General features: G+C 37.6%; 27 protein-coding genes and 2 riboswitches. Of the genes, 17 read left to right on the top strand and 10 right to left on the bottom strand.

Translation table 11 applies throughout. From position 1 onward, the window contains the following. Positions 1–54: 54 nt before the first annotated feature. The 3 genes from REI64_RS09635 (at position 55) to REI64_RS09625 (ending at position 3,737) form a co-directional block, all read left to right on the top strand. Entirely contained in the window at positions 55–750 is a 696-nt protein-coding gene (locus tag REI64_RS09635) for a zinc metallopeptidase (protein ID WP_308850005.1), read from the top strand. Positions 751–967: 217 nt separating this feature from the next. After that, the gene (locus REI64_RS09630) at positions 968–1,258 is read left to right on the top strand and encodes a hypothetical protein (protein ID WP_308849903.1); all 291 of its coding nucleotides are present in this window, start codon (positions 968–970) and stop codon (positions 1,256–1,258) included. Position 1,259: 1 nt separating this feature from the next. Then, positions 1,260–3,737: an Hsp70 family protein gene (locus REI64_RS09625; RefSeq protein ID WP_308849902.1), complete on the top strand. Its 2,478-nt coding sequence runs from the start codon at positions 1,260–1,262 to the stop codon at positions 3,735–3,737. Here the strand turns inward: REI64_RS09625 and REI64_RS09620 are convergent, their stop codons facing one another. The 6 genes from REI64_RS09620 to dusB form a co-directional block, all read right to left on the bottom strand. Next, entirely contained in the window at positions 3,738–4,646 is a 909-nt protein-coding gene (locus REI64_RS09620) for a hypothetical protein (RefSeq protein WP_308849901.1), read from the bottom strand. A 72-nt stretch (positions 4,647–4,718) separates the two neighbouring features. Beyond that, positions 4,719–5,636, bottom strand: coding sequence for a hypothetical protein (locus REI64_RS09615; protein WP_308849900.1), 918 nt, complete (start codon positions 5,634–5,636; stop codon positions 4,719–4,721). A gap of 279 nt (positions 5,637–5,915) precedes the next feature. Then, the gene (locus REI64_RS09610; protein ID WP_308849899.1) at positions 5,916–6,374 is read right to left on the bottom strand and encodes a VOC family protein; all 459 of its coding nucleotides are present in this window, start codon (positions 6,372–6,374) and stop codon (positions 5,916–5,918) included. Positions 6,375–6,503: 129 nt separating this feature from the next. Next, positions 6,504–7,310: a helix-turn-helix domain-containing protein gene (locus tag REI64_RS09605; RefSeq protein WP_308849898.1), complete on the bottom strand. Its 807-nt coding sequence runs from the start codon at positions 7,308–7,310 to the stop codon at positions 6,504–6,506. 7 nt (positions 7,311–7,317) lie between these two features. Beyond that, positions 7,318–7,704: a Co2+/Mg2+ efflux protein ApaG gene (gene apaG, locus REI64_RS09600; protein WP_308849897.1), complete on the bottom strand. Its 387-nt coding sequence runs from the start codon at positions 7,702–7,704 to the stop codon at positions 7,318–7,320. A gap of 35 nt (positions 7,705–7,739) precedes the next feature. Then, positions 7,740–8,747 carry a tRNA dihydrouridine synthase DusB gene (gene dusB / locus REI64_RS09595; protein WP_308849896.1) on the bottom strand — a complete coding sequence of 336 codons (1,008 nt, stop codon included), beginning with the start codon at positions 8,745–8,747 and terminating at the stop codon, positions 7,740–7,742. A 54-nt stretch (positions 8,748–8,801) separates the two neighbouring features. Between dusB and REI64_RS09590 the strand changes: the two genes are divergently transcribed. Both REI64_RS09590 and REI64_RS09585 read left to right on the top strand, forming a co-directional pair. Then, entirely contained in the window at positions 8,802–9,719 is a 918-nt protein-coding gene (locus tag REI64_RS09590; RefSeq protein WP_308849895.1) for a CPBP family intramembrane glutamic endopeptidase, read from the top strand. Between the two features lie 44 nt (positions 9,720–9,763). Beyond that, on the top strand, positions 9,764–10,573 hold the full coding sequence (locus REI64_RS09585) for a phosphatidate cytidylyltransferase (protein WP_308849894.1): 810 nt from the start codon (positions 9,764–9,766) through the stop codon (positions 10,571–10,573). Positions 10,574–10,576: 3 nt separating this feature from the next. Here REI64_RS09585 and REI64_RS09580 read toward each other — a convergent pair whose 3' ends face one another. The 4 genes from REI64_RS09580 to metE all read right to left on the bottom strand — a co-directional run bounded on the left by REI64_RS09580 (position 10,577) and on the right by metE (position 14,188). After that, complete coding sequence (locus REI64_RS09580) at positions 10,577–10,822, bottom strand: hypothetical protein (RefSeq protein ID WP_308849893.1); 246 nt, start codon at positions 10,820–10,822, stop codon at positions 10,577–10,579. Positions 10,823–10,932: 110 nt separating this feature from the next. Beyond that, positions 10,933–11,364 (bottom strand): hypothetical protein, encoded by a 432-nt coding sequence (locus REI64_RS09575; RefSeq protein ID WP_308849892.1) that lies wholly within the window; start codon positions 11,362–11,364, stop codon positions 10,933–10,935. A 59-nt stretch (positions 11,365–11,423) separates the two neighbouring features. Beyond that, a complete protein-coding gene (locus REI64_RS09570) occupies positions 11,424–11,810 on the bottom strand; it encodes an acyl-CoA thioesterase (protein ID WP_308849891.1) in 387 nt (128 codons plus the stop codon). 74 nt (positions 11,811–11,884) lie between these two features. Next, a complete protein-coding gene (gene metE / locus REI64_RS09565) occupies positions 11,885–14,188 on the bottom strand; it encodes a 5-methyltetrahydropteroyltriglutamate--homocysteine S-methyltransferase (RefSeq protein ID WP_308849890.1) in 2,304 nt (767 codons plus the stop codon). 147 nt (positions 14,189–14,335) lie between these two features. Then, positions 14,336–14,536: riboswitch (cobalamin riboswitch) on the bottom strand. Between the two features lie 144 nt (positions 14,537–14,680). Beyond that, a riboswitch (TPP riboswitch) is annotated at positions 14,681–14,768 on the top strand. A 55-nt stretch (positions 14,769–14,823) separates the two neighbouring features. Between metE and REI64_RS09560 the strand changes: the two genes are divergently transcribed. The 12 genes from REI64_RS09560 (at position 14,824) to REI64_RS09505 (ending at position 25,563) form a co-directional block, all read left to right on the top strand. Beyond that, on the top strand, positions 14,824–15,546 hold the full coding sequence (locus REI64_RS09560; RefSeq protein WP_308849889.1) for a class I SAM-dependent methyltransferase: 723 nt from the start codon (positions 14,824–14,826) through the stop codon (positions 15,544–15,546). Continuing rightward, positions 15,546–16,601, top strand: coding sequence for an AIR synthase family protein (locus REI64_RS09555; protein ID WP_308849888.1), 1,056 nt, complete (start codon positions 15,546–15,548; stop codon positions 16,599–16,601). Before REI64_RS09560 ends, REI64_RS09555 begins: the two co-directional genes overlap by 1 nt. Further along, the gene (locus REI64_RS09550; protein ID WP_308849887.1) at positions 16,598–17,227 is read left to right on the top strand and encodes a thiamine phosphate synthase; all 630 of its coding nucleotides are present in this window, start codon (positions 16,598–16,600) and stop codon (positions 17,225–17,227) included. The genes REI64_RS09555 and REI64_RS09550 overlap by 4 nt, the downstream gene beginning before the upstream one ends. 1 nt (position 17,228) lies before the next feature. Next, positions 17,229–17,516, top strand: coding sequence for a Trm112 family protein (locus REI64_RS09545; protein ID WP_308849886.1), 288 nt, complete (start codon positions 17,229–17,231; stop codon positions 17,514–17,516). 86 nt (positions 17,517–17,602) lie between these two features. Further along, complete coding sequence (locus tag REI64_RS09540) at positions 17,603–20,284, top strand: M14 family metallopeptidase (protein ID WP_308849885.1); 2,682 nt, start codon at positions 17,603–17,605, stop codon at positions 20,282–20,284. A gap of 403 nt (positions 20,285–20,687) precedes the next feature. Then, on the top strand, positions 20,688–21,104 hold the full coding sequence (gene ruvX, locus REI64_RS09535) for a Holliday junction resolvase RuvX (RefSeq protein WP_308849884.1): 417 nt from the start codon (positions 20,688–20,690) through the stop codon (positions 21,102–21,104). Between the two features lie 5 nt (positions 21,105–21,109). Beyond that, positions 21,110–21,751 carry an O-methyltransferase gene (locus REI64_RS09530; protein WP_308849883.1) on the top strand — a complete coding sequence of 214 codons (642 nt, stop codon included), beginning with the start codon at positions 21,110–21,112 and terminating at the stop codon, positions 21,749–21,751. A 106-nt stretch (positions 21,752–21,857) separates the two neighbouring features. Beyond that, the gene (locus REI64_RS09525; RefSeq protein WP_308849882.1) at positions 21,858–22,526 is read left to right on the top strand and encodes a glucosaminidase domain-containing protein; all 669 of its coding nucleotides are present in this window, start codon (positions 21,858–21,860) and stop codon (positions 22,524–22,526) included. Between the two features lie 9 nt (positions 22,527–22,535). Beyond that, positions 22,536–23,381 carry a glucosaminidase domain-containing protein gene (locus tag REI64_RS09520; RefSeq protein WP_308849881.1) on the top strand — a complete coding sequence of 282 codons (846 nt, stop codon included), beginning with the start codon at positions 22,536–22,538 and terminating at the stop codon, positions 23,379–23,381. Positions 23,382–23,430: 49 nt separating this feature from the next. Beyond that, positions 23,431–24,180, top strand: a complete 750-nt coding sequence (locus REI64_RS09515; RefSeq protein WP_308849880.1) for a hypothetical protein — start codon at positions 23,431–23,433, stop codon at positions 24,178–24,180. Continuing rightward, positions 24,180–24,506 (top strand): hypothetical protein, encoded by a 327-nt coding sequence (locus REI64_RS09510; protein ID WP_308849879.1) that lies wholly within the window; start codon positions 24,180–24,182, stop codon positions 24,504–24,506. The genes REI64_RS09515 and REI64_RS09510 overlap by 1 nt, the downstream gene beginning before the upstream one ends. 64 nt (positions 24,507–24,570) lie before the next feature. Then, entirely contained in the window at positions 24,571–25,563 is a 993-nt protein-coding gene (locus REI64_RS09505; RefSeq protein WP_308849878.1) for a DUF3078 domain-containing protein, read from the top strand. Positions 25,564–26,011 lie beyond the last annotated feature (448 nt).

Genomic DNA, 26,011 nt, shown 5'->3' with positions numbered 1-26,011 from the left:
CCAAATATGGAGTTCTTAAGAATACTAAAGATTGAAAAACAAACATTAATAGAAATGGAAACGTATTTAATTTTATTTGTTCCGATACTTCTGCTCAGCATGTTCGTACAATGGCGTTTCAGGAACAAATTTTCGAAATATGCCGAAATGCAGCTTAATTCTGGATTTTCGGGCAAAGAAGTAGCTGAAAAAATGCTGCACGACAATGGAATTTACAACGTAAAAGTACTAAGTTCAGAAGGTCAGTTAACGGATCATTATAATCCTGCTGACATGACAGTGAACCTAAGTACTGATGTATATTATGGAAGGAGTGTAGCAGCAGCGGCAGTAGCAGCTCACGAATGTGGCCACGCCATACAGCATGCTAAAAGTTATGGTTGGTTGCAATTTCGCTCAAACATGGTACCTGTAGTAAGTATTTCATCAAACCTATTGCAATGGGTTTTACTGATAGGGGTACTATTGATAGGATTTACAGGTAACCCTATAGTGTTGGGAATTGGAGTAGTGGGTTTGGCTGTTATTACCTTATTTAGTATTGTAACCTTACCTGTTGAGTTTGATGCCAGCAATAGGGCTCTGCTTTGGTTAAGAAATAATCAAGGGGTAATGAAAACAACAGAAGAAAATACCCAAGCTAAAGATGCTTTATGGTGGGCGGCAATGACCTATGTTGTAGCAGCATTAGGTGCCCTAGCCAATTTGCTTTATTATGCATCAATGCTATTTGGCAGAAGCAGAGAATAACCTATTTTAGAAAAGCAGAAAAAGGGATGGTGAAAGCTATCCCTTTTTTGTTTGCGTTAAAAAGATAAAAATTAGTGCAATCATTAATTAAATTTTAATTTAGTGACGATAACGAACTCAATAAAAACGTATGAAACCATCATGATTTAAACCAAGCTCACAAGGGAAAGAATAAAATCATGATAGCTTCATCACCATTGAAGATAAATTTTATAAGATGAAAAACATTATCAATCAAATCTTCGAAATAGAAACCAAACTTGGTACCGAAAACGGGCAGAACGTAAAGAGAAATTTCGAAAGATTATACTACGAAATAGAGCAGGAAGGTTATAGAATAGTTAATCCGATTGGACAAAGATATGATGAAAGAGACGTTTCGGTAGAGGCTAATTTTCTAAGTGAAAACCATCAAAATAAAATATCAAAAGTAATTAAACCAGTTATTTATCATCAAATTGATGGCGAATATACACTTGTTCAAAAAGCTGTGGTAATAGTAGAATAAAATGGCAAATATAGATTTCGGGATTGATTTAGGAACTACTAACTCTGGCATAGGGAAGTTCCAAAATGGGAAGGTAAATGTTTATAAAAATCCAGTGGGCTTTAGGGAAACCTTACCTTCTGTAGTGGCTTACAGAAATGGTAGGATTTTAATAGGTGATAAAGCTAGGGAATTTACCAAAATACAGCCCGGTCAAGTTTTCTCTTCGTTTAAAAGAAAAATGGGGAGCGACTACATTTATAATACACCATTAAACGAACAAAAAACAGCCATAGATTTTTCTACGCTCATCTTAAAAGAACTGCTGAATTTTGTGGGAGAGGAGAAACCTAAAGCGGCTGTAATTACTATTCCTGCATCTTTTGACACCATACAATCTAACGCCACCAAAACTGCAGGTCACAATGCTGGGCTTAGCGAAGTGGCCTTGTTGCAAGAGCCTATTGCGGCTTGTTTAGCCTATGCAAATACCCAAAGTGCAGAAGTTACCGAAGATAAAAAATGGTTGGTCTACGATTTTGGCGGAGGTACCTTCGATGTTGCTTTGGTAAACATTAGCGACAGAGACCTGCGGGTTATTGATCACGAAGGAAATAACTTTTTGGGAGGGGTAGATATAGACCAGTTGATGGTAGAACACTTACTGTGCCCACAATTAGAGCAGCTTTTTAACGAAAGTGGTCTTTGGAAAAAAATGGTAAACGGTGAAAATTCCGATTACAATAAGCTGTTTGTAGAACTCGCTTATAAGGCAGAAGAGGCAAAGAAAGAACTGTCTATAAATGAAACTACTTATGTTGAGGTAGATTTTAATGGAAACTTTGCAGAAATTGAAATTAAAAGGGAACAGTTTAACAAACTCATACAGCCAAAAGTAGAAGAAACCATCAAGTTAACGAAACTGCTGTTGGAGAAAAATAATATCCAAAACGTACAGATCGACAGAATTATTTTGGTAGGAGGCACTACCTACATTCCATATATTAGAACTAGCTTGGCAAGCAGCTTTAATTGTTATGTAGATTCTACAATAGACCCAACAACGGCAATTATTGTAGGGGCAAGTTATTTTGCCGGAACACGGATGCTTAATGAAACCACAGCAATTGATGTCCAGCAACCAACTACGCAGACCGAGCATTTAAAAGATGTGAAATTGGTATATGAAATTAATTCGCAAGACCCAGAAGAATTGCTAACAGGTTTGGTACCAAACGAGTTTTCGGGCTATTACAGAATAACCCGTTCTGACGGCGGTTTTGACACTGGAATAATGCCATTTCATTCGCGGTTCAACGAATTTTTAAGATTACTGCCAAAGTCTATCAACTATTTTAATGTGAAGATTTTTGATAAACAACAGCAGGTCGTTTTCGAAAAAGATCGCCTGGCAATTAATCACGGTATTTACAACATTTCTGGGCAACCTTTGCCAAACGATATCTGTATAGAAGTTGATGATACCTTAGGAACCACATTTTTAGAAAGGGTATTTAAGAAAAATGAAATCCTCCCTCTCTCAAAAAAGATATACAAAACCATTTCTAAAACCATTTTAAAAGGAACTGATGACAAGCTAATTATCAATATCGTAGAGGGTAACGCAGCTACCTCTCCGGCAAGTAATTTGGGCATTGGTTATTTAGAAATTAATGCAGCAGATTTAGCAGTAAACCTGCTTAAGGGAACAGACATAGAAATCAATTTTGGAATAAGCGAATCCAGAGATTTAACCATAGGGATTTTCATTGATTCTATCAATTTAGAAAAACAAGAGGTATTTAACGCTTCATCTAGAAAAGTTTCTATAGAAAAGATGAGAAAGGAGCTTGAAAATGTGCTAGGAAATATTGATGCAGAAATAGAAGAGTTTAGTTATAACGAAAACGATCAAATTGTAGATAGGCTTAATGCGATTAGAATTGAGATTATTGAATTGTTGCGGGAGCTGATAGAAATTGAAGACGATGTAGTAACCGATAAGATTTTTAACATTGATGAGCGGAAAAGAAAGGTTTTTCAGCAGTTTGATCAATTGGTTAGAGGTAAGAATATACTTTCTGAAATAGAGGAATATCAGGCTTACAAACAGGAAATTAAGGAAGAACTTTTGTTGCGCCCTAACCCTAAAATAGACCGTACTTTTAGCAACGTGATTAAGAACGAACAACTTTTCCTTAACTCGGGGCAGTTGTCTATTATCAGATCTAAAACTAAGGAGTTAAAACGATTGGCAAGAGAGCTGTATTATCAAAACGACGAAGCTTATATTCCACTGTTTTATGACTATGCACACCTCGATTTAAACGAATATGATAACCACAGCCACGTGAAAATGCTTATTACCAAGGGCGAGCAAGCCATTGAGAAAAGAAACTTTCAGGAGCTTAAGGCTGTAATTTCTGGATTGTATAATCAGTTAAAGGTAAAGCCAAAAGATTACTTAGAAGATCAGAACGGTACATTGGGGTTAAGGTAGTTACTTCTTTTTAAGGAGTTGATAGGCAATATTGCCCACAATTACAGCAACCCAAGCGCCACCGCCAAAACTACCAGGTAGTGCAACTGCGAATAGTATAGCTCCTAAAATAACCACAATTAGAATAATGATGTTGGTGGTGGTCCAGGCAACAGACTTTTCCTGCTGCGGATCTATCCAGCTATAGGCAACATCTTGGTTATCTTTTAGTACTGAAGCCAATTCATCGGTATAGGCATTGTAAAATGTTGCGGCATAAAGAATTTTGCCCAGTGCTGCAATGTTTGCCTTTTTCTCTTTTTGTTTAGCTACGGTAATGTTGTTAATCTGCCTAATGTCCTCTTCAAAATAGTACTCATCCATTTCAGATAACAGCGAATAGTAACCGCTATCGGAAGCGTAGGGGTTCCGGTCTACAAAATCGGCATAGTTGCCAGAGGCTAAGGCATCTGCAATGGCTTGATTTTTTAGGCTAAGCGTATCAAAAACCTCTTGCACAATATAGTCGCTTAGCAAAAATGGGTAAGTTTTAAACACACTTTTTATGCTCGACCATCTGCTTTGTGGAATGCAATTTTTAAGGTAGTTTAAAATGTTATCTTCAAACAATTGCACAAATTCATCTAAAACTTCCTCATTTACTTCTTCTTTAAAAGGAGCAAAATTGATGTAATGGCCTTCACCTTTTAAAATGGTGGCTATATTTTTATGTTTTAATAATGGTAGAAATTTAGAGCCGTGTAAATGCAGAAACTCCAATAGATTTTCAATATCATTGATCTTAAAATCGGAGTTTAATTTCGATTCTGCCTTAAGTATTTTCTCCAACTTGATTACATCGGTTTTGTTATCAAAATCGAGTGTTTTAAGCTGTTCTTCGGCAAATGTGAGGTAGTGTAGCTGTATCATTTAAAAACAAGCATTCTTTGTATCAAGGTAAGTAAATCTGCAATAAACAAAGAAATTTTAGCGTTAGATATTTTATTTTTTCGATAAAAAGAAAATTAACTTCATTGCAAGAATAATTACTAAAACTACACCTCTTGGAATTTCTACACCAACTACAAAAATCAAAATCGCTAACAAAATAATGAAAACGATATAAAGGATACATCCCATACGATCGTCGTAGCCCGAGTTGCGGGAAGTAGAACTGTCTGTGATGTTTAGCATGGCATGGGCAGCTCGCTTATTGGCTTCTAATACTTGTTTTACATCCTCGTTGTAGGCATTGTAGAAGCTTAGTGCATACATCATATTCCCCAGCACAAGAAAATCGGATGTGTTTTTAGGAGAACTCGCTAACGCATGGTTTATCCGAAGCATATCCTCATCAAAATAGAAATGATCTACGGCACTTAACATGGCGAAATAGCTTACGTCTGTAGCGTAAGGGTATTGTGCTGTAAAAGCTATAAATTCCTTTTCTTTAATGGCGGTTACAAGCGCCATGTTCTTTAAGCTTAACGACTTTAATGTTTCATCCTTAACCCAGTCGTCAACAACAAAAGGATAGGCCCTAAACAAGTTTTTAAGGTTGATCCATTCGTTCAGTTTGATACATTGCTTAATGTAGTTAAGGGTATTTTCAGCAAAAAGTGTTCTAAATTCTTGGATGGTTTCTTCGGGCAGCTTATCTCTAACTGGCGAAAGTGTGATGTTTTCCCCCTGTCCACGAAGAATTATAGCAATATTTTTATGGTTAAATAATGGATCAAAAGTGTTCCCGTACTTTTCTAAAAACGCAATTACATCTTCTACTTCTTGTGGAGAGAAATTACCAAACAGTTTAATTTCAGCTTTTACAACTTTTGAGAATTTGATGATACCTTCCTTAGTGCTTAAGTCTAAGTTGGGAAATTGTTTCTTAACGGTATCAATTAGTTCGAGACGTATCATGATTTAGATACAACGAAAATAAAGAATTACTAAAGAAAACACGAAATACCTGTTGTGCATTTAGCCACAGATACACTGATTTTTTTGTTTTTAAATAAAATTGAAGCGAAATATTGTCGCTCAATAAAGTGTTTTAGTTCAAAAGTTCAGTTTTTGTATGTTTTAAATCTGTATTTCATTTGTGTATCTGTGGCTAAATCTCACAAATGCACAACAGGTACGAAATATTTAAAATTGAGCATGTTGCAAATGCGACATAGATAGGAATTACAATGAATTTTATTGCTGCGGTGAATACTTTACCAAGTCAATTCCTACACCATTTGGGTCTTGAATAGCAAAATGCCTATCGCCCCAAGGCTCATTTCTAATGTCTATTTTAATTGCTACACCTTTCTTTTTTAAGATTTGATATAAAGTATCGACATCTTCAACCTCAATGGTTAAATACATGCCTGTCCCTTTAAATGGTTGCTGAAATAAAGGCTGTTGAGAGGGATGGTTGGGTAAAAGGAAACTGATTTCTGCACTTTTGTTGGGTGTGTGCAATAATAGATAAAACTCGTTTTCGAAGGTGACACCAAAATCTAAAACCTCGGTGTAAAATTTCTTCGTTTCTGCTAATTTTTCGGTAATGATCCCTGCATTTAGTTTCATGGCATTTTTGTTTTTAGTTTGACCATAAATGTTGCTCGTTAAAGCTAACATCGCAATAATTAGATAATGTGTTACTTTCATTGACACAAAATTGGCTAATCGAGCTTTGCAAAAATTGTAAAAATCGGACTTAGTTTGATATTTAAGCATTAAGCAAAATAAGACGGTATGCTTAAATAATCTTAATTCCTTTGGTTTATTTATCCCAAATCACCTTTCAAAAGCCTTGCTTGGCGTAACTCCATAGAAATGTTTAAAATCTTTGATGAAATGAGATTGGTCAAAATATCCTGCATTAAAAAATAGCTTATTATTCTTTAAACTTTGGGTTGATGGTTTTGCTCTTAAGATATTTTGGAAGCGAACAACTTTACTGAAGGTTTTCATCGAATCGCCTATATAAAAATCAAAAAGCCTACGTAACTGCCGCTGACTTAAACCGATGTCAATCTCATCGATATTAAGAACACCGAAATTCTTCATGATTAAAGAAATGGCATTGTAAAGACGAGCATCATTTTGAAAATCCATTATAGAAACTTGCTCCAAAAGAAATTCGTCTATTAGTTTAACAGCGGAATTGATATCCACATTTGTGTTAAAATAAGATTGAATAAATGATGCAACTTTGGGCAAAACTAAGTTTAATTCTTCCGCTTTATTGCTAATAATCGATGCATCAACTCCAAATAGCTGAGGAAACATGGTTGGCAAAAACCTAATGCCAATGTAGTTAAATTCGGAAGCCAATTCAAACTCGGTATATTTCTTGCAAAATCCCATCACAAAGTTTTCAGACGGGTTTTCGAGCTCGAAGAAAATATCTATGCAGCCATCGGCAACAACACGATAATTAAATGGGGCAGCTAATTTTTCGGATGTTTTAAGTTGCCAGTAACAGTAAATAAATGGTTGTAGTTGCGGGTTCGGTATAAATTCTTGATAAGTGACTGTGCCGTAAGATTTAACCGTAGGTTGAATGGGAATGTACAAATCTCTGATGAACGAAACATTCATCGTAAAACTAGTTCAATCTAAAAGGAACAATCAGCTCAAATTCCGGAATGTCTACTAAAAACTCGGTATTGTCTAAGACGCGGTGCATTAAATAACGACCACGCATACTTCCTATATCAGTTTTAAGATTACTTCCAGAAACATAAGAATAGCTTTCGCCTGGAGCAATAACCGGCTGTACACCTACAACACCTTCGCCTTCAACCTCTCTAACTGTGCCGTTAGAATCAAAAATGAACCATTGGCGGCGCATTAACTGTATTTCGTAATCGGAAAGGTTTTCGATATGGATACGATAGGCAAACATAAAGTGCCCACTTTCAGGACTAGAATGTTCATCCTGATAAATGGTGTCAACCGAAATTTTTACGCCTTGTGTAGTTGCTGTAACCATAATAATAAGTTTTAACAAATAGGATTACTCAATAATCACGCCATTTCAGAAATGGGCGTTACATTGGCATATTTGTCTGCAATTTCATCTAATAGCGCATAGATGGTGTCTATATTTTCTTCCTTAACTAATTGAGTACGATAAGGTTTAAAATCTGGCAAACCTTTAAAGTAGTTAGAGTAATGTCTGCGCATTTCGAATACACCTACTTTCGGTCCTTTCCATTCAATAGATTTTACGAAATGTGTTCGGCAAGCTTCTACGCGTTCTGCGACCGTTGGGCCGGCTAAATGTTCTCCAGTAGCAAAAAAGTGCTTTATTTCTCTAAAAATCCAAGGGTAACCTATGGCAGCACGACCAATCATCATGCCGTCTACACCATATTCTAATCGCCAATTGGCAGCTTTTTCTGGACGATCAATATCACCATTTCCAAAAATTGGAATTTTAATGCGAGGATTACGTTTAATCTCTCTAATCAAGGTCCAATCGGCCTCGCCTTTATACAATTGTGCTCTAGTTCTACCGTGAATAGTTAAAGCTTGTATGCCAATATCTTGCAAACGCTCTGCAACTTCTTCAACGTTTTTGGTATTGTCGTCCCAACCCAAGCGGGTTTTAACGGTAACGGGCAAATGTGTAGCTTTTACTACAGCATCCGTCATTTTTACCATTTTATCAATGTCTTGCAAAAGGGCAGAACCGGCACCTCTACAAGCTACATTTTTAACTGGGCATCCGTAGTTAATGTCCATTAAATCGGGTCCGGCTAGGGTGGCAATTTCTGTAGCTTCACGCATACTTTCTATATCGCTACCAAAAATTTGGATGCCAATTGGGCGTTCGTATTCGAAAATATCAAGCTTTGCTCTACTTTTTGCCGCAGAGCGAATTAAGCCCTCCGAAGAAATAAACTCCGTGTACATCATATCTGCTCCACCTTGTTTGCACACATAACGGAAAGGAGGATCGCTCACATCTTCCATGGGTGCCAATAACAAAGGGAATTCTCCCAAATCAATATTTCCTATCTTTACAGACATTTTTCTATCTTCAAAGCCAATTAAAACGTTGCAAAGTTACGTATAAAAATAAAAATGTATCAAGCTAGTCAGTATAAGCCAGAGAACACCCCATTTGTGCAGCTATTGTTTCTGCTGCTGTTTGCTATTGGCGGGGTAGTTATATTAGCCATTATTAGTGCTGGGTTAATATATGTATGCTATGGTTTGCCGGTGTTGCTAAGTGTTTTAAAATCAGAAATGAAATACCCTGATGCTTTTAAGATATTTTTAGTAGGACAACAAATCGGACTATTTCTAGTTCCAGCGATATTATTGGCGGTTATAGAGCGCAAGCGGTTATCAAAATTTTATGGACTGACGGCTCCAAAACTAAACTTACTAATGCTGGTTGCGATACTTTCTATTTGTTGGATGCCTATAATGGGGCTTTCTATTGAGTGGAACCAGAAAATGGTACTTCCAGATTTTTTAAAAAGCATAGAAAGGTGGATGCGAGAACAGGAAGATAAACTAGCAGAGGTTACCGAAGCCATGTTTAAAATGAAAACGATTGGAGGGTTGTTGTTTAACATTTTGGTGGTTGCAATTACTCCTGCCATTTGCGAAGAATTTATATTTAGAGGAGCTGTACAAAGAATAATCTTTCGCATCAAATCTAACCCTCATGTTGCCATCTGGATTTCTGCAATAATTTTTAGCGCTATCCACTTTCAGTTTTACGGCTTCCTACCCCGTATGCTTCTGGGTGCCGCCTTTGGCTACGTTTACTTTTGGACTGGCAGCATTTGGTATGCAGTTTTTGCACACTTTTTAAATAATGCTTATGCAGTTTGTGCGGCGTACTATTTGCAAATGAATAATCAGAGCTACACAAACGCCGATGATATCGCCCTGCCTTGGTACGGTTATTTAATTAGTGCAATATTAACCTTAGCTTTGTTCGAGTTTGTCCGTAAGCAAAGTGTCCAAAAATCAGCGGATAGTAACTAAATAACTATGTCTCATATCTCACATCTCAATACTCAAATCTAGTCATGAAAACCAGAGCAATTACCGCATTCTTTTTTACTATCGTGATGTTGGGCTCCATCTTTTTAGGAGCATATACCTTCTCTGCTTTCTATCTTATCTTGAGCGTTGTAGCATTACTAGAATTTTACGGAATGGTAAAAATAGGTGGGATACGCCCTCACAGAAATATCGGGGTAGCAGTAGCAACAATTATCTTTTTAACTACCGCTGCTTACCATTTTTTCCAGTTTGAGCTGAAATACCTTTTGCTGATCATTCCTTTGGTTTTTTCTGTATTTATTGCCGAGCTGTACAAGAAAAACAAAATACCTTTTGCTAACATTTCCTACACATTCGTGGGATTTATATACGTTACCGTACCCTTCTGTTTCTTCTATTCTTTAGGGTTTTTGATGGATTTTAATAACTACAGCTTCCATTTTCCTTTGGCTTTTTTGTTGATGCTTTGGGCAAATGATACAGGCGCTTACTTATTTGGAATGAAATTGGGCAAGCGCAAACTTTTCGAAAGACACTCGCCTAAGAAATCGTGGGAAGGCTTTTTTGGAGGTGTATTTACCAGCTTGGTAGTGGCCATCATTATTTCATTTCAATTTACAGAAGTCCAACCAATAGTTTGGGCTGGTATGGCGGCTATTATTTCGAGCTTTGGTACACTTGGCGATTTGGTTGAATCAATGCTAAAAAGAAGCTTGGACGTAAAAGATTCGGGTACTTTTTTGCCTGGTCACGGTGGTTTCTTAGACCGTTTTGATGGCTTGCTCATTGCAGCGCCAATTGTTTACGTTTATTTGTATTTGTTAACGCATTAGTCTTTAGCTAACTCTACTCTTCAATTCCTCATTTATTTTCTTCAATTGTGATGAAAATATAATTACTAAAGGAAAGAAAGCAATTGCTGTTATTGTCATTGCACTAAATCCCTTTTTAATAGATAGAATTATTCCAGAAATCGTCATTATAATCATAGAAACACTGATGGTAATGATCGCTAGCTTCATCATTTTTGCTTTTTTCTCAAGCTCTACGGTAGATATTTTAGTTAAGTCTTCTTGTGCCATAAGCGAAAGTAATAAATTAATTTTTAGTGAAATCAATTATCTCAAAGATAGGTTGGCAAAAGAAAAGCCTTACAATTTATTTTGCAAGGCTCTTTTTTGATATTGCCGTTCTAAGATTTCGTTTTATCAACAAATTCAATTTGTTTACTTAGCTTGTTTATCTTTTCCTGTACCTTATCAATATCCTTTTGGATTTTATTTGACTTTCTTTCGCTGGCTTCAAGTTTTCTATTTGCTTTTTCTACGTCTCTAAGCAGTTTTGCAGTTTCACTTGCTTGTTTAGCGGTGCTGTTAGGATTAGATGCCGAAAATTTATCTGTCTTCTTATTTGCTTGTGCGTTTAAGCTTTGTACATTTTTTTTCAATTGAGCATTGTTAGCCTTCTCTTTTTCTAAGTCAATTCTCAATTGGTTTCTTTTAGTGCTAAGTTCCAGTACCTCTTTTCTAGCTTCTAGTTTCTGTAATTCTGGAGATTTAGTAGTAGAACAAGCCGAGAATAAAAGACCAGCATATATCACGGTAGACAATAATATTTTTCTCATATTAGGTGTGTTTTACCAAATGTTAAACAAAAACTAGACCAAACGGAGTTAAATATGATCTATTTAATTACTGCTGTTGGCTTTTTGTTCTCATCTAGGGCTACAAAAGTGAAATCTCCGTGTATCGCCAATTCTCTACCTTCGGCATACATTTGCTCGATGTAAATTTCTACATTAACTTTTAAACTGGTATTGCCAACGTGGGTAACTTTACCAACTAACTCTACAAACGTACCTCCGGGAATGGCTTTTTTAAAATCAATACGGTCGCTACTTACGGTTACCATTACCTGCCTGCTAAATCTTGTGGCGGTAATAAAAGCAACTTCGTCCATCATGTGCATTGCTGTGCCACCAAATAAGGTATCGTAATGATTGGTTGTATTGGGAAATACAGTTTTAAATATGCTGGTTCTTGATGCCGCTATTCTTTCTTCTAAGGTCATGTTCAAAGATATTTAAAATCAAAAGACTTACGAAGTTTTCTAAGCTTCGTAAGTCTGTAGGTTTAAAAGTAGTATTAACTATTTCTCATCATTTTAGCGGCTTCTACCATTTCTATCAAAGCCCTTTTAGTTTCGTCCCAACCGCGGGTTTTTAAGCCACAATCTGGGTTTACCCAAAGTTGTTCTTTTGGAATAACGGTAGCCGCTTTCTTCAATAAATCAACCATTTCATCTTTATTTGGAACTCTTGGCGAATGAATGTCGTAAACACCCGGGCCAATTTCATTAGGATATTTAAAGTCGGCAAAAGCATTAAGTAGTTCCATTTGCGAACGAGAAGTTTCAATGGTAATTACATCGGCATCCATGGCAGCAATGCTATCAATAATATCGTTAAATTCAGAGTAGCACATGTGCGTATGAATTTGGGTTGTGTCTTTTACGCCGCTAGCCGAAATTCTAAAAGCTTTAATCGCCCAGTCTAAATAAGCTTTCCAATCCGCCTTGCGTAAAGGCAAACCTTCTCTAATAGCAGGTTCATCAATTTGAATAATTTTAATGCCGGCGTTTTCCAAATCAACCACTTCGTCCCTAATGGCCAAGGCAATTTGTGTACAGGTTTCGGAGCGTGGCTGGTCGTTACGCACAAAAGACCATTGCAAAATAGTTACAGGGCCGGTTAACATTCCTTTCATGTATTTCGATGTAAGAGATTGTGCATAGCTGGTCCATTTTACGGTCATGGCAGTTGGTCTGGTGATATCGCCGTAGATGATGGGAGGTTTTACACAACGAGAACCGTAGCTTTGTACCCAACCATTTTGAGAAAAGGTAAAACCGTTCAATTGTTCGCCAAAATATTCAACCATATCATTGCGTTCAAACTCTCCGTGCACCAACACATCCAAATCAATTTCCTCTTGCCAGCGCACCGCTTTTTCTGTTTCAATGGCAATCAGTTGGTCGTATTGTACCTGGTTTAAGCTTCCTTTTTTCAGCTTTGCTCTCCAACTTCTTACCTCTGTTGTTTGCGGAAACGAGCCAATGGTAGTGGTACTAAAAGCAGGCAACTGTAACTCCTCTTGTTGTAAAATCCGTCTTTTCGCAAAGTTGTTTTTGCGTTCAGCATCGGTGTTTATGATGTTTTTAACTCTATTTTTTACTTCCACATTGTGGATTAAAGGAGAGCTTTTACGGCTTTGCTGTGCGCTATTATTTTGTGCCAATTTTTCTTTTGCCAAAGTTGCTTCTTCGCCTAACGCCAGTTGTTTTAATGTACTTAGTTCTGCTACTTTCTGTTTGGCAAAAGCCATCCACTGTTTAATTTCTGATGTTAAAACGGCTTCGTTTTTTTCCAGTTCTAAATCTACTGGAGCATGAATTAATGAACAAGAAGGCGCAATCCAAATGTGGTCTTTTCCAAGTTTTTCAACCGCTGTTTTAATGATGGAAAGCGAGTTTTCAAAATCATTTTTCCAAATGTTTCTGCCATCAACTAGTCCTAACGAAAGCGTTTTTTCCGAAGGGATTTTGCCAATCACTTCGTCTAACTGCTGTGGCCCCCTAACTAAATCAACATGGATGATATCAACAGGTAAACTTAATGTCAAATCGGTATGATCTTCTAGCGCACCAAAATAGGTGGCTAAAATAAATTTCAGTTCCGGAAAGGCTTTTCTCAACTGTTGATACGTAGTTTGGTACGCCTGTTTTTCTTTCTCAGATAAGTCTAAAACCAAAAAAGGTTCATCAAATTGTATGTGCGTTGCTCCTAAAGACTTCAACCTTTTTAACAATTCTACGTAAACGGGAAGAAGATTTTTGAGCAAATCAATTTTATCGAAACCAGCTTCTTTCTCTTTACCTAAAAGGAGATAACTTACTGGGCCAATTAGTACGGGTTTGGTGGTAATACCTAACTGAAGGGCTTCATAAAACTCATCAATTACCTTAGTTGAAAAGAGGCTGAAAGATTGATTTTTATAAAATTCTGGAACAATGTAATGGTAATTGGTATCGAACCACTTGGTCATTTCCATGGCTATAATATCCAAGCCATCTTTTTGGCAGCCTCTGGCCATAGCAAAATAAAGATCTAATTCTGAATGACCTGCTTTGGTAGCCACAGCATTATAACGTTGCGGAATGGCACCAAACATTAAAGAATGGTCTAATACTTGGTCGTAGAAAGAAAAATCATTAGATGGAATAATGTCTACTCCTAAGTTTTTTTGTAACTCCCAGTTTTCCTTACGGATGTTTTTTCCCACCTGAAGTACATTTTTGTAACCAGTGGTGCCTGCCCAATAGCTTTCGCAGATTTTTTTCAATTCTCTTTGACTACCAATTCGCGGGTAGCCCAAAATTTGAGTTTGCATTTTAAAAGGGTTTAAATGAAAAAATATTTAAAGCCCAACTCTAAATAATGCCTAGAAATAGTGTTTAGGGAATAGAAAAACATAGCCACAGCAAAAATGCTGTACGCTAGCTCATCATACCTGACCCTTTGTCCTATTACGCGAAGACATCGTCAATTCGATTATGGCAGGTCTCCTGACTTATCCCCAGTGCTACCGCCTTCCCGCTACAATATTTGTAACAGTGGCATTGTTGGTAACGCTGTTCTTCCTAAAAAGAGGATTTACAGTTGCGCGACAGCTCGTGATTTGCACACGATTCCCTATTAATTCCGATATTACTCGGAAACCATCATCGGTTTGATTTGAAATAAAGTTAAGAACTTATGATGTGGGCGAAGTTATGCAATAGCACTGAGTAAAAGAAACAAATATTGGATAGGAGGATTTATTAGCGCTAGCTAAAAGCGCTATAAATTTTGTTCCACCAATTATACCACCTATATTTACCAATATAATAGCACGGGGTGCCGCAAGGCTGAGATGATACCCGATACCTGATTTGGATAATGCCAACGTAGGGATGCAAGTGGAGACAATCTATTTTCAGACTCCTTCCGTTGGTTTTTTTAACGACATAGTTTAAGAAAACAGAAATGGATTTAGAAAAATTTTCGACCAATTTAATTCCGATAAGCCAACAAAACTGGCAGGGAAGACCAGAATGGTTTTTTAACCGAGAACACACCGATACTTACGAGCAATGGTACGAAGGGCCTTATAAAAGGGCTGAAATTTGGCAAAAAAAGGTAATGGAGCAGCTGGTTGGCAATGACCAACGTGTTAAAACCTTGCTAGAGTTTGGCTGCGGAACCGCACGTTTTACCAGATGGTGGAAAGAAATAGGAATAGAAGCAACGGGAGGCGATATTTCTCCATTGATGTTATCACAAGCAAAGCATCTTTTTGAAGGTGATTTGGTAATGGCAGATTCACATCATATGCCGTTTAAGGATCATACTTTTGATGCTCTGGCATTTATTACCACTTTTGAATACTATAAAGACCCGGTAAAGGTAATACGAGAAGCGGCAAGAGTAGCCAAGTATGGCGTAGCCATGGGCATGATGAACCGCTACTCTACCAAAGTAGTAAGGCGAAGGGTACAACAAATTTTTGGAAAGAATCCTTTCTACATTACCGCTACTTTTTACTCTCCACAAATGCTTACAAAGATTATCCATAAAGCACTCGAAGGCCGCGAATATACCATTCATTGGAATTGTACAGGGCTTCCAAAATGGTTTCCTGTCCAGCAATGGGGGCTTCCATTTGGCGATTTTTTTGGGCTATACATACAGCTAAAAGATGTAAAATAATGAATGATAAGCTTGGTAAAATAGACCATCAATTATTCGAGCAGCTCATTTATAACAATTGCGGTTACAAGCGTAAAGAGGTGGTTACTGGAGCTGGGTTTGGTGTTGATGTTTCGGTTATTGATTTGCCGGGAGATATGGCTTTAGCATTAACTAGTGATCCTTTATCTTTAGTACCCTCTCTTGGGCTAGAGGAATCAGCATGGTTGTCTGTTCATCTTATGGCAAATGACATGGCTACCACAGGCTATGCACCTATGTATGGCCAGTTTGTATTAAACCTTCCTTCCACTTTTTCAAAAGCCGATTTTAAGGTATATTGGGAATATATACATAAATTCTGCTCGGCAATAAAAGTTGCTATAACGGGAGGACACACAGGGTTTATTGAAGGCCAGAACTCTACAATTGCTGGAGGAGGGACTTTAATTACAATAGCGCCTAAAAACAAACTATTGGTGTCAACATCGGCAAAGTCAGGGAATGCAATTTTGGTAACAAAAACTAGTGCATTATTGTCGTCTGCAATTCTTGCCATGAGCTTTCCGGAAACCGTAAAAAATAAAGCCGGAATAGAAATCTATCAACAAGCATGTAATTCGTTTTACGATACATCATCATTGCAAGACGCATTGGTTGCAGCGGGTAAAAATGATGAAAATTCATACGTTACAGCAATGCATGATGTGACTGAAGGAGGAGTGTTGGGTGCAATATATGAACTGGCCGTAGCCTCTGGAAATGGAGCTATTGTTTATAATAACAAGTTACCAATTGCAGAAATTCAGGCCGAAGTTTGCAGGATTTTTGATATAGATCCAAGGTATTCTGTTGGGGCGGGTTCCATGATTATTGCTTGCGAAAAACAAGCATCGGCTAAAGTGATAGCCCAACTGGGCGAAAAAAATATTCCCTGTATAGAAGTTGGGGAGCTATGTGAAAAAGAAAAGGGAATAACTCTTGTTGCCAACGATAAAGCTGCTGTAATGGAGTATATGGAAACAGATCCTTATTGGGCTGCGTTTTTTGGGGCGTTAAAAAATGGATGGAAATGATGAAAACAGTGCAAAATGGAATTTATCTCATTATTGACCCGTCTGTAAAAAGAGAAACATTGTTGAGCAAGCTTAACGAAATTCTTAGTGAAGAGATAGCAATAATTCAAATATGGGATAATTTTAAGCCTAATGAAGATCCCTTAGAAATTACTGATGAAATACTGAGGTTGTGCCATAAAAAAAATATTCCTGTGCTTATCAATAACCAGTGGCAGCTATTAAAAAAAATAGATTTAGATGGTGTTCATTTTGACGAAATTCAAAATAACATCTATGAAATAAAACACGATCTAGGCCGAAAAATTATTACAGGAGTTACGTGTAATAACGATTTATCTGTGGTTAAATGGGCAAATGATAATGAACTTAACTACATTTCTTTTTGCTCCATGTTCTCCTCATCAACGGCAAATAGTTGTGATTTAGTAACATTTAAAACAGTTAAAGATGCTAGAAAAATTACATCGTTACCTATTTTTTTAGCGGGAGGCATAAAACCAGAAAATATAGAAATGTTAAACGAACTACCTTATTCGGGAATTGCAATAGTTTCTGGAATAATGGAGGCTGATAAACCGTCCGAAGCGATTAGAATTTATAAGCAAAAAATAAAAGCCCAATAAAATGAGAATAGAAACTATTAATAAACTTTGTTGTTCGTTTGATAAAGCCGATTTAAAATTAACCATCACATTAAAAGACATTGATGAAAACATTTTAGAAGGAATTTTAATTTGTGATGAGTGTAAACGAGTTTACCCCATTGTATCGGGCATTCCTATTATGAGCCCTGATGAATATAGGGAGTTTAAGATAGAACAGCCCCTATTAAAACGCTTAACAAAAGATCAGATTTCGGATAATTTTAGGCTTATAGAAGAAGCCTCTGAGCAGCAACCTTTAGGCGGCTAACTTCGTTCATGTAACAAATTTAATGAGGTCCTTCGCCACCGCTTTATCTGTCATATATTTGATATAACCTTCAAACATAAAATAGTATGATAAAAAGATATTTAAAGCAAGGCGTTTGGATGTTCTTGTTGGCTACCAGTTTCAATGCGGTTGCGCAGGAAGTACCATCTCCTAAATCACATTTTGGTTTTACCATTGGCGATAATTACCAATTGGCTAATTATACTCAAACCGAAGCTTATTTTAAAAAATTAGCAGCCAGTTCAAAACGGGTAAAACTGGTTGATATTGGTAAAACCGAAGAGGGCAGAAGCCAGTATATGCTCATTGTTACTTCGCCAGAAAACCACAAAAACTTGGAGAAATACAAAGCCATTTCTCAAAAATTAGCAAGAGCTGAAGGTTTGACCGACCAACAAGCGAAAGATTTGGCTCAGCAAGGTAAAGCGGTAGTTTGGATTGATGGCGGCTTACATGCCAACGAAACAGTGGGTGCACACCAATTAATTCAAACGGCTTATAATTTGGTGAGTAGAACTGATGCAGAAACTACGAAGATTTTAGATGAGGTTATTATTTTAATGACACATGCCAACCCAGATGGACAAGAATTGCAAACCAATTGGTACTTGAGGGAGAAAACTCCAGAGAAAAGATCTTTAGCAGGTTTGCCAAGGATGTACCAAAAATATGCAGGGCACGATAATAACCGCGATTTCTTTATGCTGAATTTGAAGGAAACGCAGAATATGGGGCGCCAGCTGTTTATCGAATGGAACCCGCAAATTATGTATAACCATCACCAATCTGGACCTGCGGGAACAGTAGTGGCTGGTCCTCCATTTCGTGATCCACATAACTACGTTTTCGATCCAATTATCCTGACAAGTTTAGATGCTGTTGGAGCAGCAATGCACAACCGCTTAAATGTGGAAGATAAGCCGGGTTACACGCAACGTAACGGTTCTGTTTTCTCTACTTGGTACAATGGAGGTTTAAGAACAACAACCTATTTCCATAACATGGTAGGTTTGTTAACCGAAATTGTGGGTAGTCCCACGCCAATGGAAATTCCTTTGGTGCCCTCTCGTTTGTTGCCAAATAGCGATTCTCCAAATCCGGTTACGCCGCAAAAATGGTATTTTAAAAATGCGATAGATTATTCGGTTTCCTTAAACTATGCGGTATTAAATTATGCGCAACGTTATCACGATGAGTTGCTGTTTAATGTGTATAAAATGGGCAAGAACTCTATCGAGAGAGGAAGTAAAGATACTTGGTCTTTCTCGCCTCAAAAGATAGAAGCCATAAATGCTGCGGCAAAGAAGGAAAAATCGGATAACAGCGGAAGTAGAAGAGGTATGGATCCAAAGTTTTTTGATGAAGTAATGAAAGATCCTAAGTTGCGTGATGCCAGAGGTTATATCATTTCTGCAGATCAGCCAGATTTTACTACGGCAATCCGTTTTTTAAATGCTTTGATTAGAACCGGTGTGGTGGTGCAAAAAGCTACTGCTCCTTTCACGGTAGAAGGTAAACAATATCCGGCAGGTTCTTATATAGTAAAAACAGACCAAGCATTTAGACCACATGTGTTGGATATGTTTGAGCCACAAGACCACCCAAACGATTTTAAATACGAAGGCGGCCCGCCAACAGCACCTTATGATGCCGCAGGTTGGACTTTGGCTTATTTAATGAATGTAAAGTTCGATAGAATTGTAAATGCTTTTGATGGCCCGTTCCAAAAAACACCTTTTGGCGAATTGCTGAAAGCAACTCCTCAAGCTTTGCCTAACGCTAGCGGTTACGCCTTAAGCGCACAAGCTAACGAGAGTTATTTGGCTGTAAATGAACTGTTAAAAGCAAAGGTTGAAGTATTGAGAAACCCAGCTGATGGTTCATTCTATGTTCCTGCTTCGGCAGCGGCTAAGACTGCATTAAACAAAGCAGAGCATAATTTTGGAATGAAGGTAACTGCGGCAAGCAAACCAAAAGGAGCGGTAAAAGTTAAACCATCGCGTATTGCACTTTGGGATACTTACGGTGGCTCAATGCCATCGGGTTGGATCAGGTACATCATGGAGCAGTACCATTATGATATTACAGTAGTTTATCCGCCAGATATTGATGCTGGCAAATTGAAAGATAACTATGATGTATTGATTATGATGGGCGGTTCGGTTCCTGCTTTTGGTAATGAAGGATCAGGAAGAGGATTTAATCCGCCAGCAGTTGAAAATATCCCAGATGAATTTAAAGGAAGAGTTGGCAGAATGACTGCCGAGAAATCGGTGCCACAATTGAAAGCTTTCCTAGAAAATGGAGGAAATATCGTAGCCATAGGTTCGGCGACGAATTTGGCGGCTCATTTAGGCTTGCCAGTTAAAAACGCTTTGCTTACTGCAGATGGAAAACGTTTACCTAACGATAAGTACTACGTTCCTGGAAGTGTTTTGAGTGTAAAAACGGATGCTAAATTGGCAGCAAACTGGGGCTTAGATGAAAATACCGATGTGTATTTTGATAACAGTCCGGTATTTAAAATTACCGACGACAAAGCGAAGGTGAAACCTTTAGCTTGGTTTGCTACCGATAAACCGTTGCGCAGTGGTTGGGCTTGGGGACAAGCTTACTTGAAAGATGGTGTGGCAGCCTTCGAAGCAGATTATGGAAAAGGGAAGTTATATGCTTTTGGTCCAGAAATTACTTTCAGATCGCAAACTCACGGTACATTTAAATGGCTGTTTAACCAGCTGTATAAATAGAGAATTTTAATGTTTGATTTTTGACGGACAGTTCTTAATTGGGCTGTCCGTTTTTTTTGTCTTTTGCTTTTAAAATGGAATAAACATAAATACCCGTAGTGCATTATCATAAAATGAAATCAACATCAAAATAACCACCCCGCCTTTTAGGCACCCCTCCAAAGGAGGGGAATTTCGTTCTCCATTCCCCTCTTTCAGAGGGGTGGTCGAAGACCGGGGTGTTCAATAAAAGTGGTTAAATTGTTTAAGTACTTATAGGTAAGAATGCTATGTTTTTCAAATTAAAAAAAGTATAATGCACTACGGGTAAACATAAATTATTTACAGTTTTGGAAAACAAGGCCCGTACAATCCTAATTTCTAATTAAAAGCCATAAATTTTAAAAACATTATCTTTGCCCACATGGCACGTATCATGGCTTTCGATTATGGCACCAAACGTATCGGCATTGCCGTAACCGATCCGCTGCAAATTATCGCAACAGGACTAGATACCATACACCCTAAAGACGTGGTTGAGTTCATCAAAAAATACTTGATGGCAGAACAAGTTGATGCTTTTGTTTTAGGCGAACCCAAACAAATGGATGGTACGCCTTCGGAAAATTACCAGCACGTTAAAGGGTTTTCTACCATTTTAAAAAAGAACTTCCCAACTATTCCGCAGCATTGGGTAGATGAACGTTTTACTTCAAAAATGGCGCATGCTACTATTATGCAAAGTGGATTGAAAAAGACAGACAGAAGAGATAAAGAAAGAGTAGATACCATCTCGGCCACAATAATTCTGCAATATTTTATGGAACAAAACCGTTTATAAGCATAATGGTAAGCGAAGAAGAGAACGTTAAAATACAACAACTATTAATAAAATATTGCGAGCCCGAAGACCAGTTGCTGCAACATATCGACAGAGAAACCAACCTTAAAGTTTTGATGCCACGAATGCTGAGCGGCCATTATCAAGGCAGGGTTTTAAGTATGCTTAGCAAAATGATTTCGCCTAAAAGGATATTGGAAATTGGCACATTTACTGGCTATGCCACCTTGTGTTTAGCCGAAGGTTTAACTGAAGACGGTATTATCTATACTTTAGATATCAACGCAGAGCTAGAAGATATGGTGCGTGGAAATTTTGCTAAATCTCCTTTAAACTCAAAAATAAAATACACCATAGGCGATGCCCAAGAAAGTTTAAAAAGCATCAGCGAAACTTTTGATTTAGTATTTATCGACGCTGATAAAAAAAACAATGGAACTTATTACGATTTAATCTTTGACCAAGTGCGTGCTGGCGGATTAATCATTGTTGACAACGTACTTTGGAGCGGCAAAGTTGTAAACAACGCACAAGATAAAGACACTAAAAACATCAGTTCTTTTAACGATAAAATAAATGAAGATACTAGGGTAGAAAAGTTGATTTTGCCCGTTAGAGATGGCTTGTTTGTCATTAGAAAGAAGTAATTACACCCCGTCATTTCGACCGTAGGGAGAAATCTCCAGGATAGTATTGCTGCAGCAACATAACAGATTTCTCCCTACAGTCGAAATGACGCTAAAGGATAACACAATGAAAAAAACTCTACTTCTCCTTATTCTTGTTACCGCTGCTTTTTTTGCAAAGGCACAAACAACCGAAGAATACATCGAAGAATATGCAGACATTGCACAAGACCTTTCGGAAGAACATCATATTCCAGCAAGTATTATCTTAGGCGTTGCCATTCACGAATCTGCTGCAGGAAAAAGTAAAATTGCCCGTCACCTCAAAAACCATTTTGGTTTTAAGGGCAAAAATTCAAATACCGAAATCCGCTCTGCGTACAGAGATTTTCCAACGGTAGATTCGTCTTATAATCATTTTATCACTTTCTTAAAAAGCCGTAACCATTTTAACACGCTTTTCGATAAGCACGACCAATACGATTTTAAAGCTTGGGCAAGAGGAATACAGCGTGGCGGCTATGCCCACAGCAGAACTTGGGCTTCGCAGGTCATTGCACTTATCAATAAATACGAACTTTACCAATATGATAATCGCCCAGAAGATTACATAGAACCTGTTGAGCCAAAACCTGTTTATCGACCTAAAAAGAAAAATAGCAGAACTTATACCGTAAAGCAGGGAGATAATTTAAGTATCATTGCCAAGCGAAACAAAACTACCGTTAAAGCACTAATAAGCAAAAACGGGCTTAAATCAAACGCTTTAAAACCGGGACAAAAACTAAAACTTTAATGCCGCAACATGAGTAAAAATAGACAACTCTTTTTCTTAGCTTTTTTAATGGTTTTTGCCAGTGCTTGTAAAACAAGACAATACAGTAAAAACAACAAGCAAATTGAAAAAAATGCTAAAAAGGACAACCCTACTCCTATTTCTTACACCACCCTATCCTATATCGATGCTTTTAAAGGCATCGCAATAGAAGAAATGAATAAATTTGGTATTCCTGCAAGCATCACTTTGGCGCAAGGTATTTTAGAATCGGGCAGCGGCAGTAGCGATTTGGCAAAGTACGCTAACAATCATTTCGGCATTAAATGTACCTCAGATTGGAAAGGTAAAGCCTACTACAAAGACGACGATAACCGCGACGACTGCTTTAGAGTGTACAAAGATCCTCGGGAATCTTACAAGGACCATTCAGAGTTTTTAAAACGTAAACGCTATGCGGCACTTTTTGAGCTAGATAAAAACGACTACAGAAATTGGGCTATTGGCTTAAAAAATGCGGGTTATGCCACCAATCCAAGGTATCCGGAACTGCTCATTAACATTATTGATAAGTACAAGCTATATCAGTACGATCAGTCTGAAAGCGAACGTGAAAAACTGGCTAGAGAAGATAAGGTCTTTAAGGAAATTAATGCCAATATCCCCAACGAAAAGAAATTATACACGCCAGTTAGTGTGGCACCAAAAGATCCGCCAGCAAGTTTAGAAAACGGCAAATTCCATACCGTATCGCAGGGCGAAACTTTGTATAGGATTAGTCAGCTCTATAAAATATCGGTAGATGAGCTAAAAGCTATCAATCAATTGCCAGACAATAATATTAAAATTGGGCAAAAACTGCAGGTAGTTAAATAATGTTAAGATAAATAGCCCAATTTTTATAAATTGTAGCTTTGCTTAATTAATGAGAATACTATTTTGGTCCATATTATTTCTGAGTGCCCTAAACACGTTTGCGCAACAAAAAACGGTTCCAGGATTTGTGGTAGATAAAGACACCAAACTCCGATTGGCAAAAGTTTACATCTACAACTCGTCTGTAGACGAAGGTTTTTACAACAACACCAAAGGTGAGTTTTCTGCGCCAGTAAAATTGGGCGACACCCTTTTTGCTGCATTAAGTGGTCATGCAATGGATACAGTGGTTTACCGCGGACAAAGCGCTATCGTTTTTCAGCTCCGTTCAATGGGTATCAGATTAAAAGAGGTTAGCATTTATGGCAAAGCTAAAACTCCGCAAGAACTGTATAAATCTAAGCTAGAAGAATACAAATACAAACTAGACAAGGGGAGCAGTAAAGATTTGCTAAACTTGGGTATGGGCAGCGTTGGATTGGGTATCGATGCCATTTATAACCTGCTGAGCAGAGAAGGTAAAAATGCCCGTCATCTACAAAAAATCCTCGAAAAAGATTACAAAGAGCAAGTGATCGACTATCGTTACAGACCAAATTACGTGTCGGCGTTAATAGATATCAAAGAAGAAAACCTACAAGACTTCATGACACAGTACCGCCCAACCTACCAGTTTGTGTTGAGCGCTTCCGAATATCAATTTATCCAATTTGTGAAAAATAGCTATGCTTCTTACAAGCGTAACCCATCAATGTTTCGTTTGCCAACCTTGCCTAAGCTAACCATAGACCAACATTAATGGCACTTTTTATTGTCTTTAAAAAACTGCCGGCAGCTGCAATGGCTATTTATCCTTTTATTTTAGTTAAAAGTAAGGCCTATAAAAATGATGTGGTATTGATTAACCACGAGAAAATACACCACCAACAACAGCTAGAGCTGCTTTTAATTCCTTTTTACCTGCTTTATTTGCTCAATTACCTCATCAACCTGCTTATTTACAAGTCACATTATAAAGCATATTTAAATATTGTGTTCGAAAAAGAAGCCTATCTACACGAATGTGAACTAACCTATCTAACTACGAGGAAAAGATATAATTGGTTAAAATTAATAAAGGCTTAATTTTGTAGCATAAAGCTAATTCCCTTATCAATATTTCATAAAATTTTGCGTTATTTTGTAGAAAATGAAGCGTTTAATACTTACCCTTTTTGCGATTTCAGGATTTTACCTCTCTACTTCTGCCCAAGAAATAGACACTGTTCCTATTCCCTTAAAAGATATGGAGATTAAATTGAAGCGAAATCCGTTGCCATCTAGGTTGGGTACAATCACTTTCCAACCCGTAGAGCTTAAACCCGCTTTGGTACAGGCAAAAATCAACTATTGGAAAACAAAGGCTACCGTTGGTATCAATGCCAACCAAGCTTCATTTAGCGATAACTGGAAAGGAGGTGGTACCAACTCTATTGCCATTGGCGCACTGTTAAACCATAAAGCAGAGTATAGCAAAGAAAGTTACAGTTACACCAGCGAGGTTATTTTGCAATACGGAAAGGTGAAGAACAAAGACCAGCTGCAAAAGAAAACCAACGACCGTATTTATTGGGATAACAAAGCCGCTGTACAATTATCTAAAAACTGGTATTTCTTCGCTTCTTTAAGTTTCGAATCGCAGTTTGATAAAGGTTTTTCTTATAGTAGAGATGCCAATGGTAACGAGGTTGCAAAAATACTTTCTAGGTTTATGTCGCCAGGTTATTTAACCCAATCACTGGGTTTCGAGTATAAGCCAAGTAAAGTGTTTTCTACTCGTATTGGTACAGGTACGGCTCGCCAAACTTTTGTGTTAGATACCACCATTTACAAAACTAATCCCAAAAACTTTGGTGTAGAGGTTGGCAAGAAATTAAGAAACGACCTTGCTTTTCAGGTGGTAAGCAATTTGGAAAAGGAGATCATCAAAAATACCATCTTAAAGGCCAAATATAATATGTTCATACCCTACGAAGATGTTAAAGAAACTGATCATCGTTTAGATGTAGTAGTTACCTCGAAATTGAACCGCTTCTTGAACGTTTCGCTAACCGGCGTTATTTTGTACGATAAAGACATGGACCTAAAGGTGCAAAGCAGTCAGGCTTTGGCGCTCGGTGTAAGTTTTACCTTTCCAAGATAATTTTTTATTTGAAGCGCAAGTGTAGTGCTGCTATTTAGTGGCAGTCCCGCTTTTCGTTGCAATCTTTTTGTGATCGTTGGCAAAAACACTAACAGAAATACATCAAAAAGTATTTTCACTGCTGTCGGGGCTAGTTTCTAGGATTAAGATAACCACAAAGGCACAAAGAACACAAAGTTTCCTTATTCTCTTGTTGGCGTCCCGGCCAACGGATTTATATCAATCCTTAATTTTTTACATTTCTCCCCAGCCCACGATTTAAATCGTGGGCAAAAAGCGAACGCCCTAACAATGGTTTCAACCATTTTTTAAAGTAGTACACGTTGGCGAAGACGCCAACGCGGGAAATACCATAATGCAAAAAGCTTTGACAAACCACGATCCCATTTGCCAGACGTCTGTCAAAGTTCATAGTAGTACAAAATTTGTGATCTAAATCCGATTGCAG

This window comes from Pedobacter sp. (genome assembly GCF_031119335.1).
Taxonomy (GTDB): domain Bacteria; phylum Bacteroidota; class Bacteroidia; order Sphingobacteriales; family Sphingobacteriaceae; genus Pedobacter.
The sequence above is the reverse complement of the archived record's forward strand: the minus strand, read 5'-3'. Positions and strand labels throughout refer to the sequence as shown.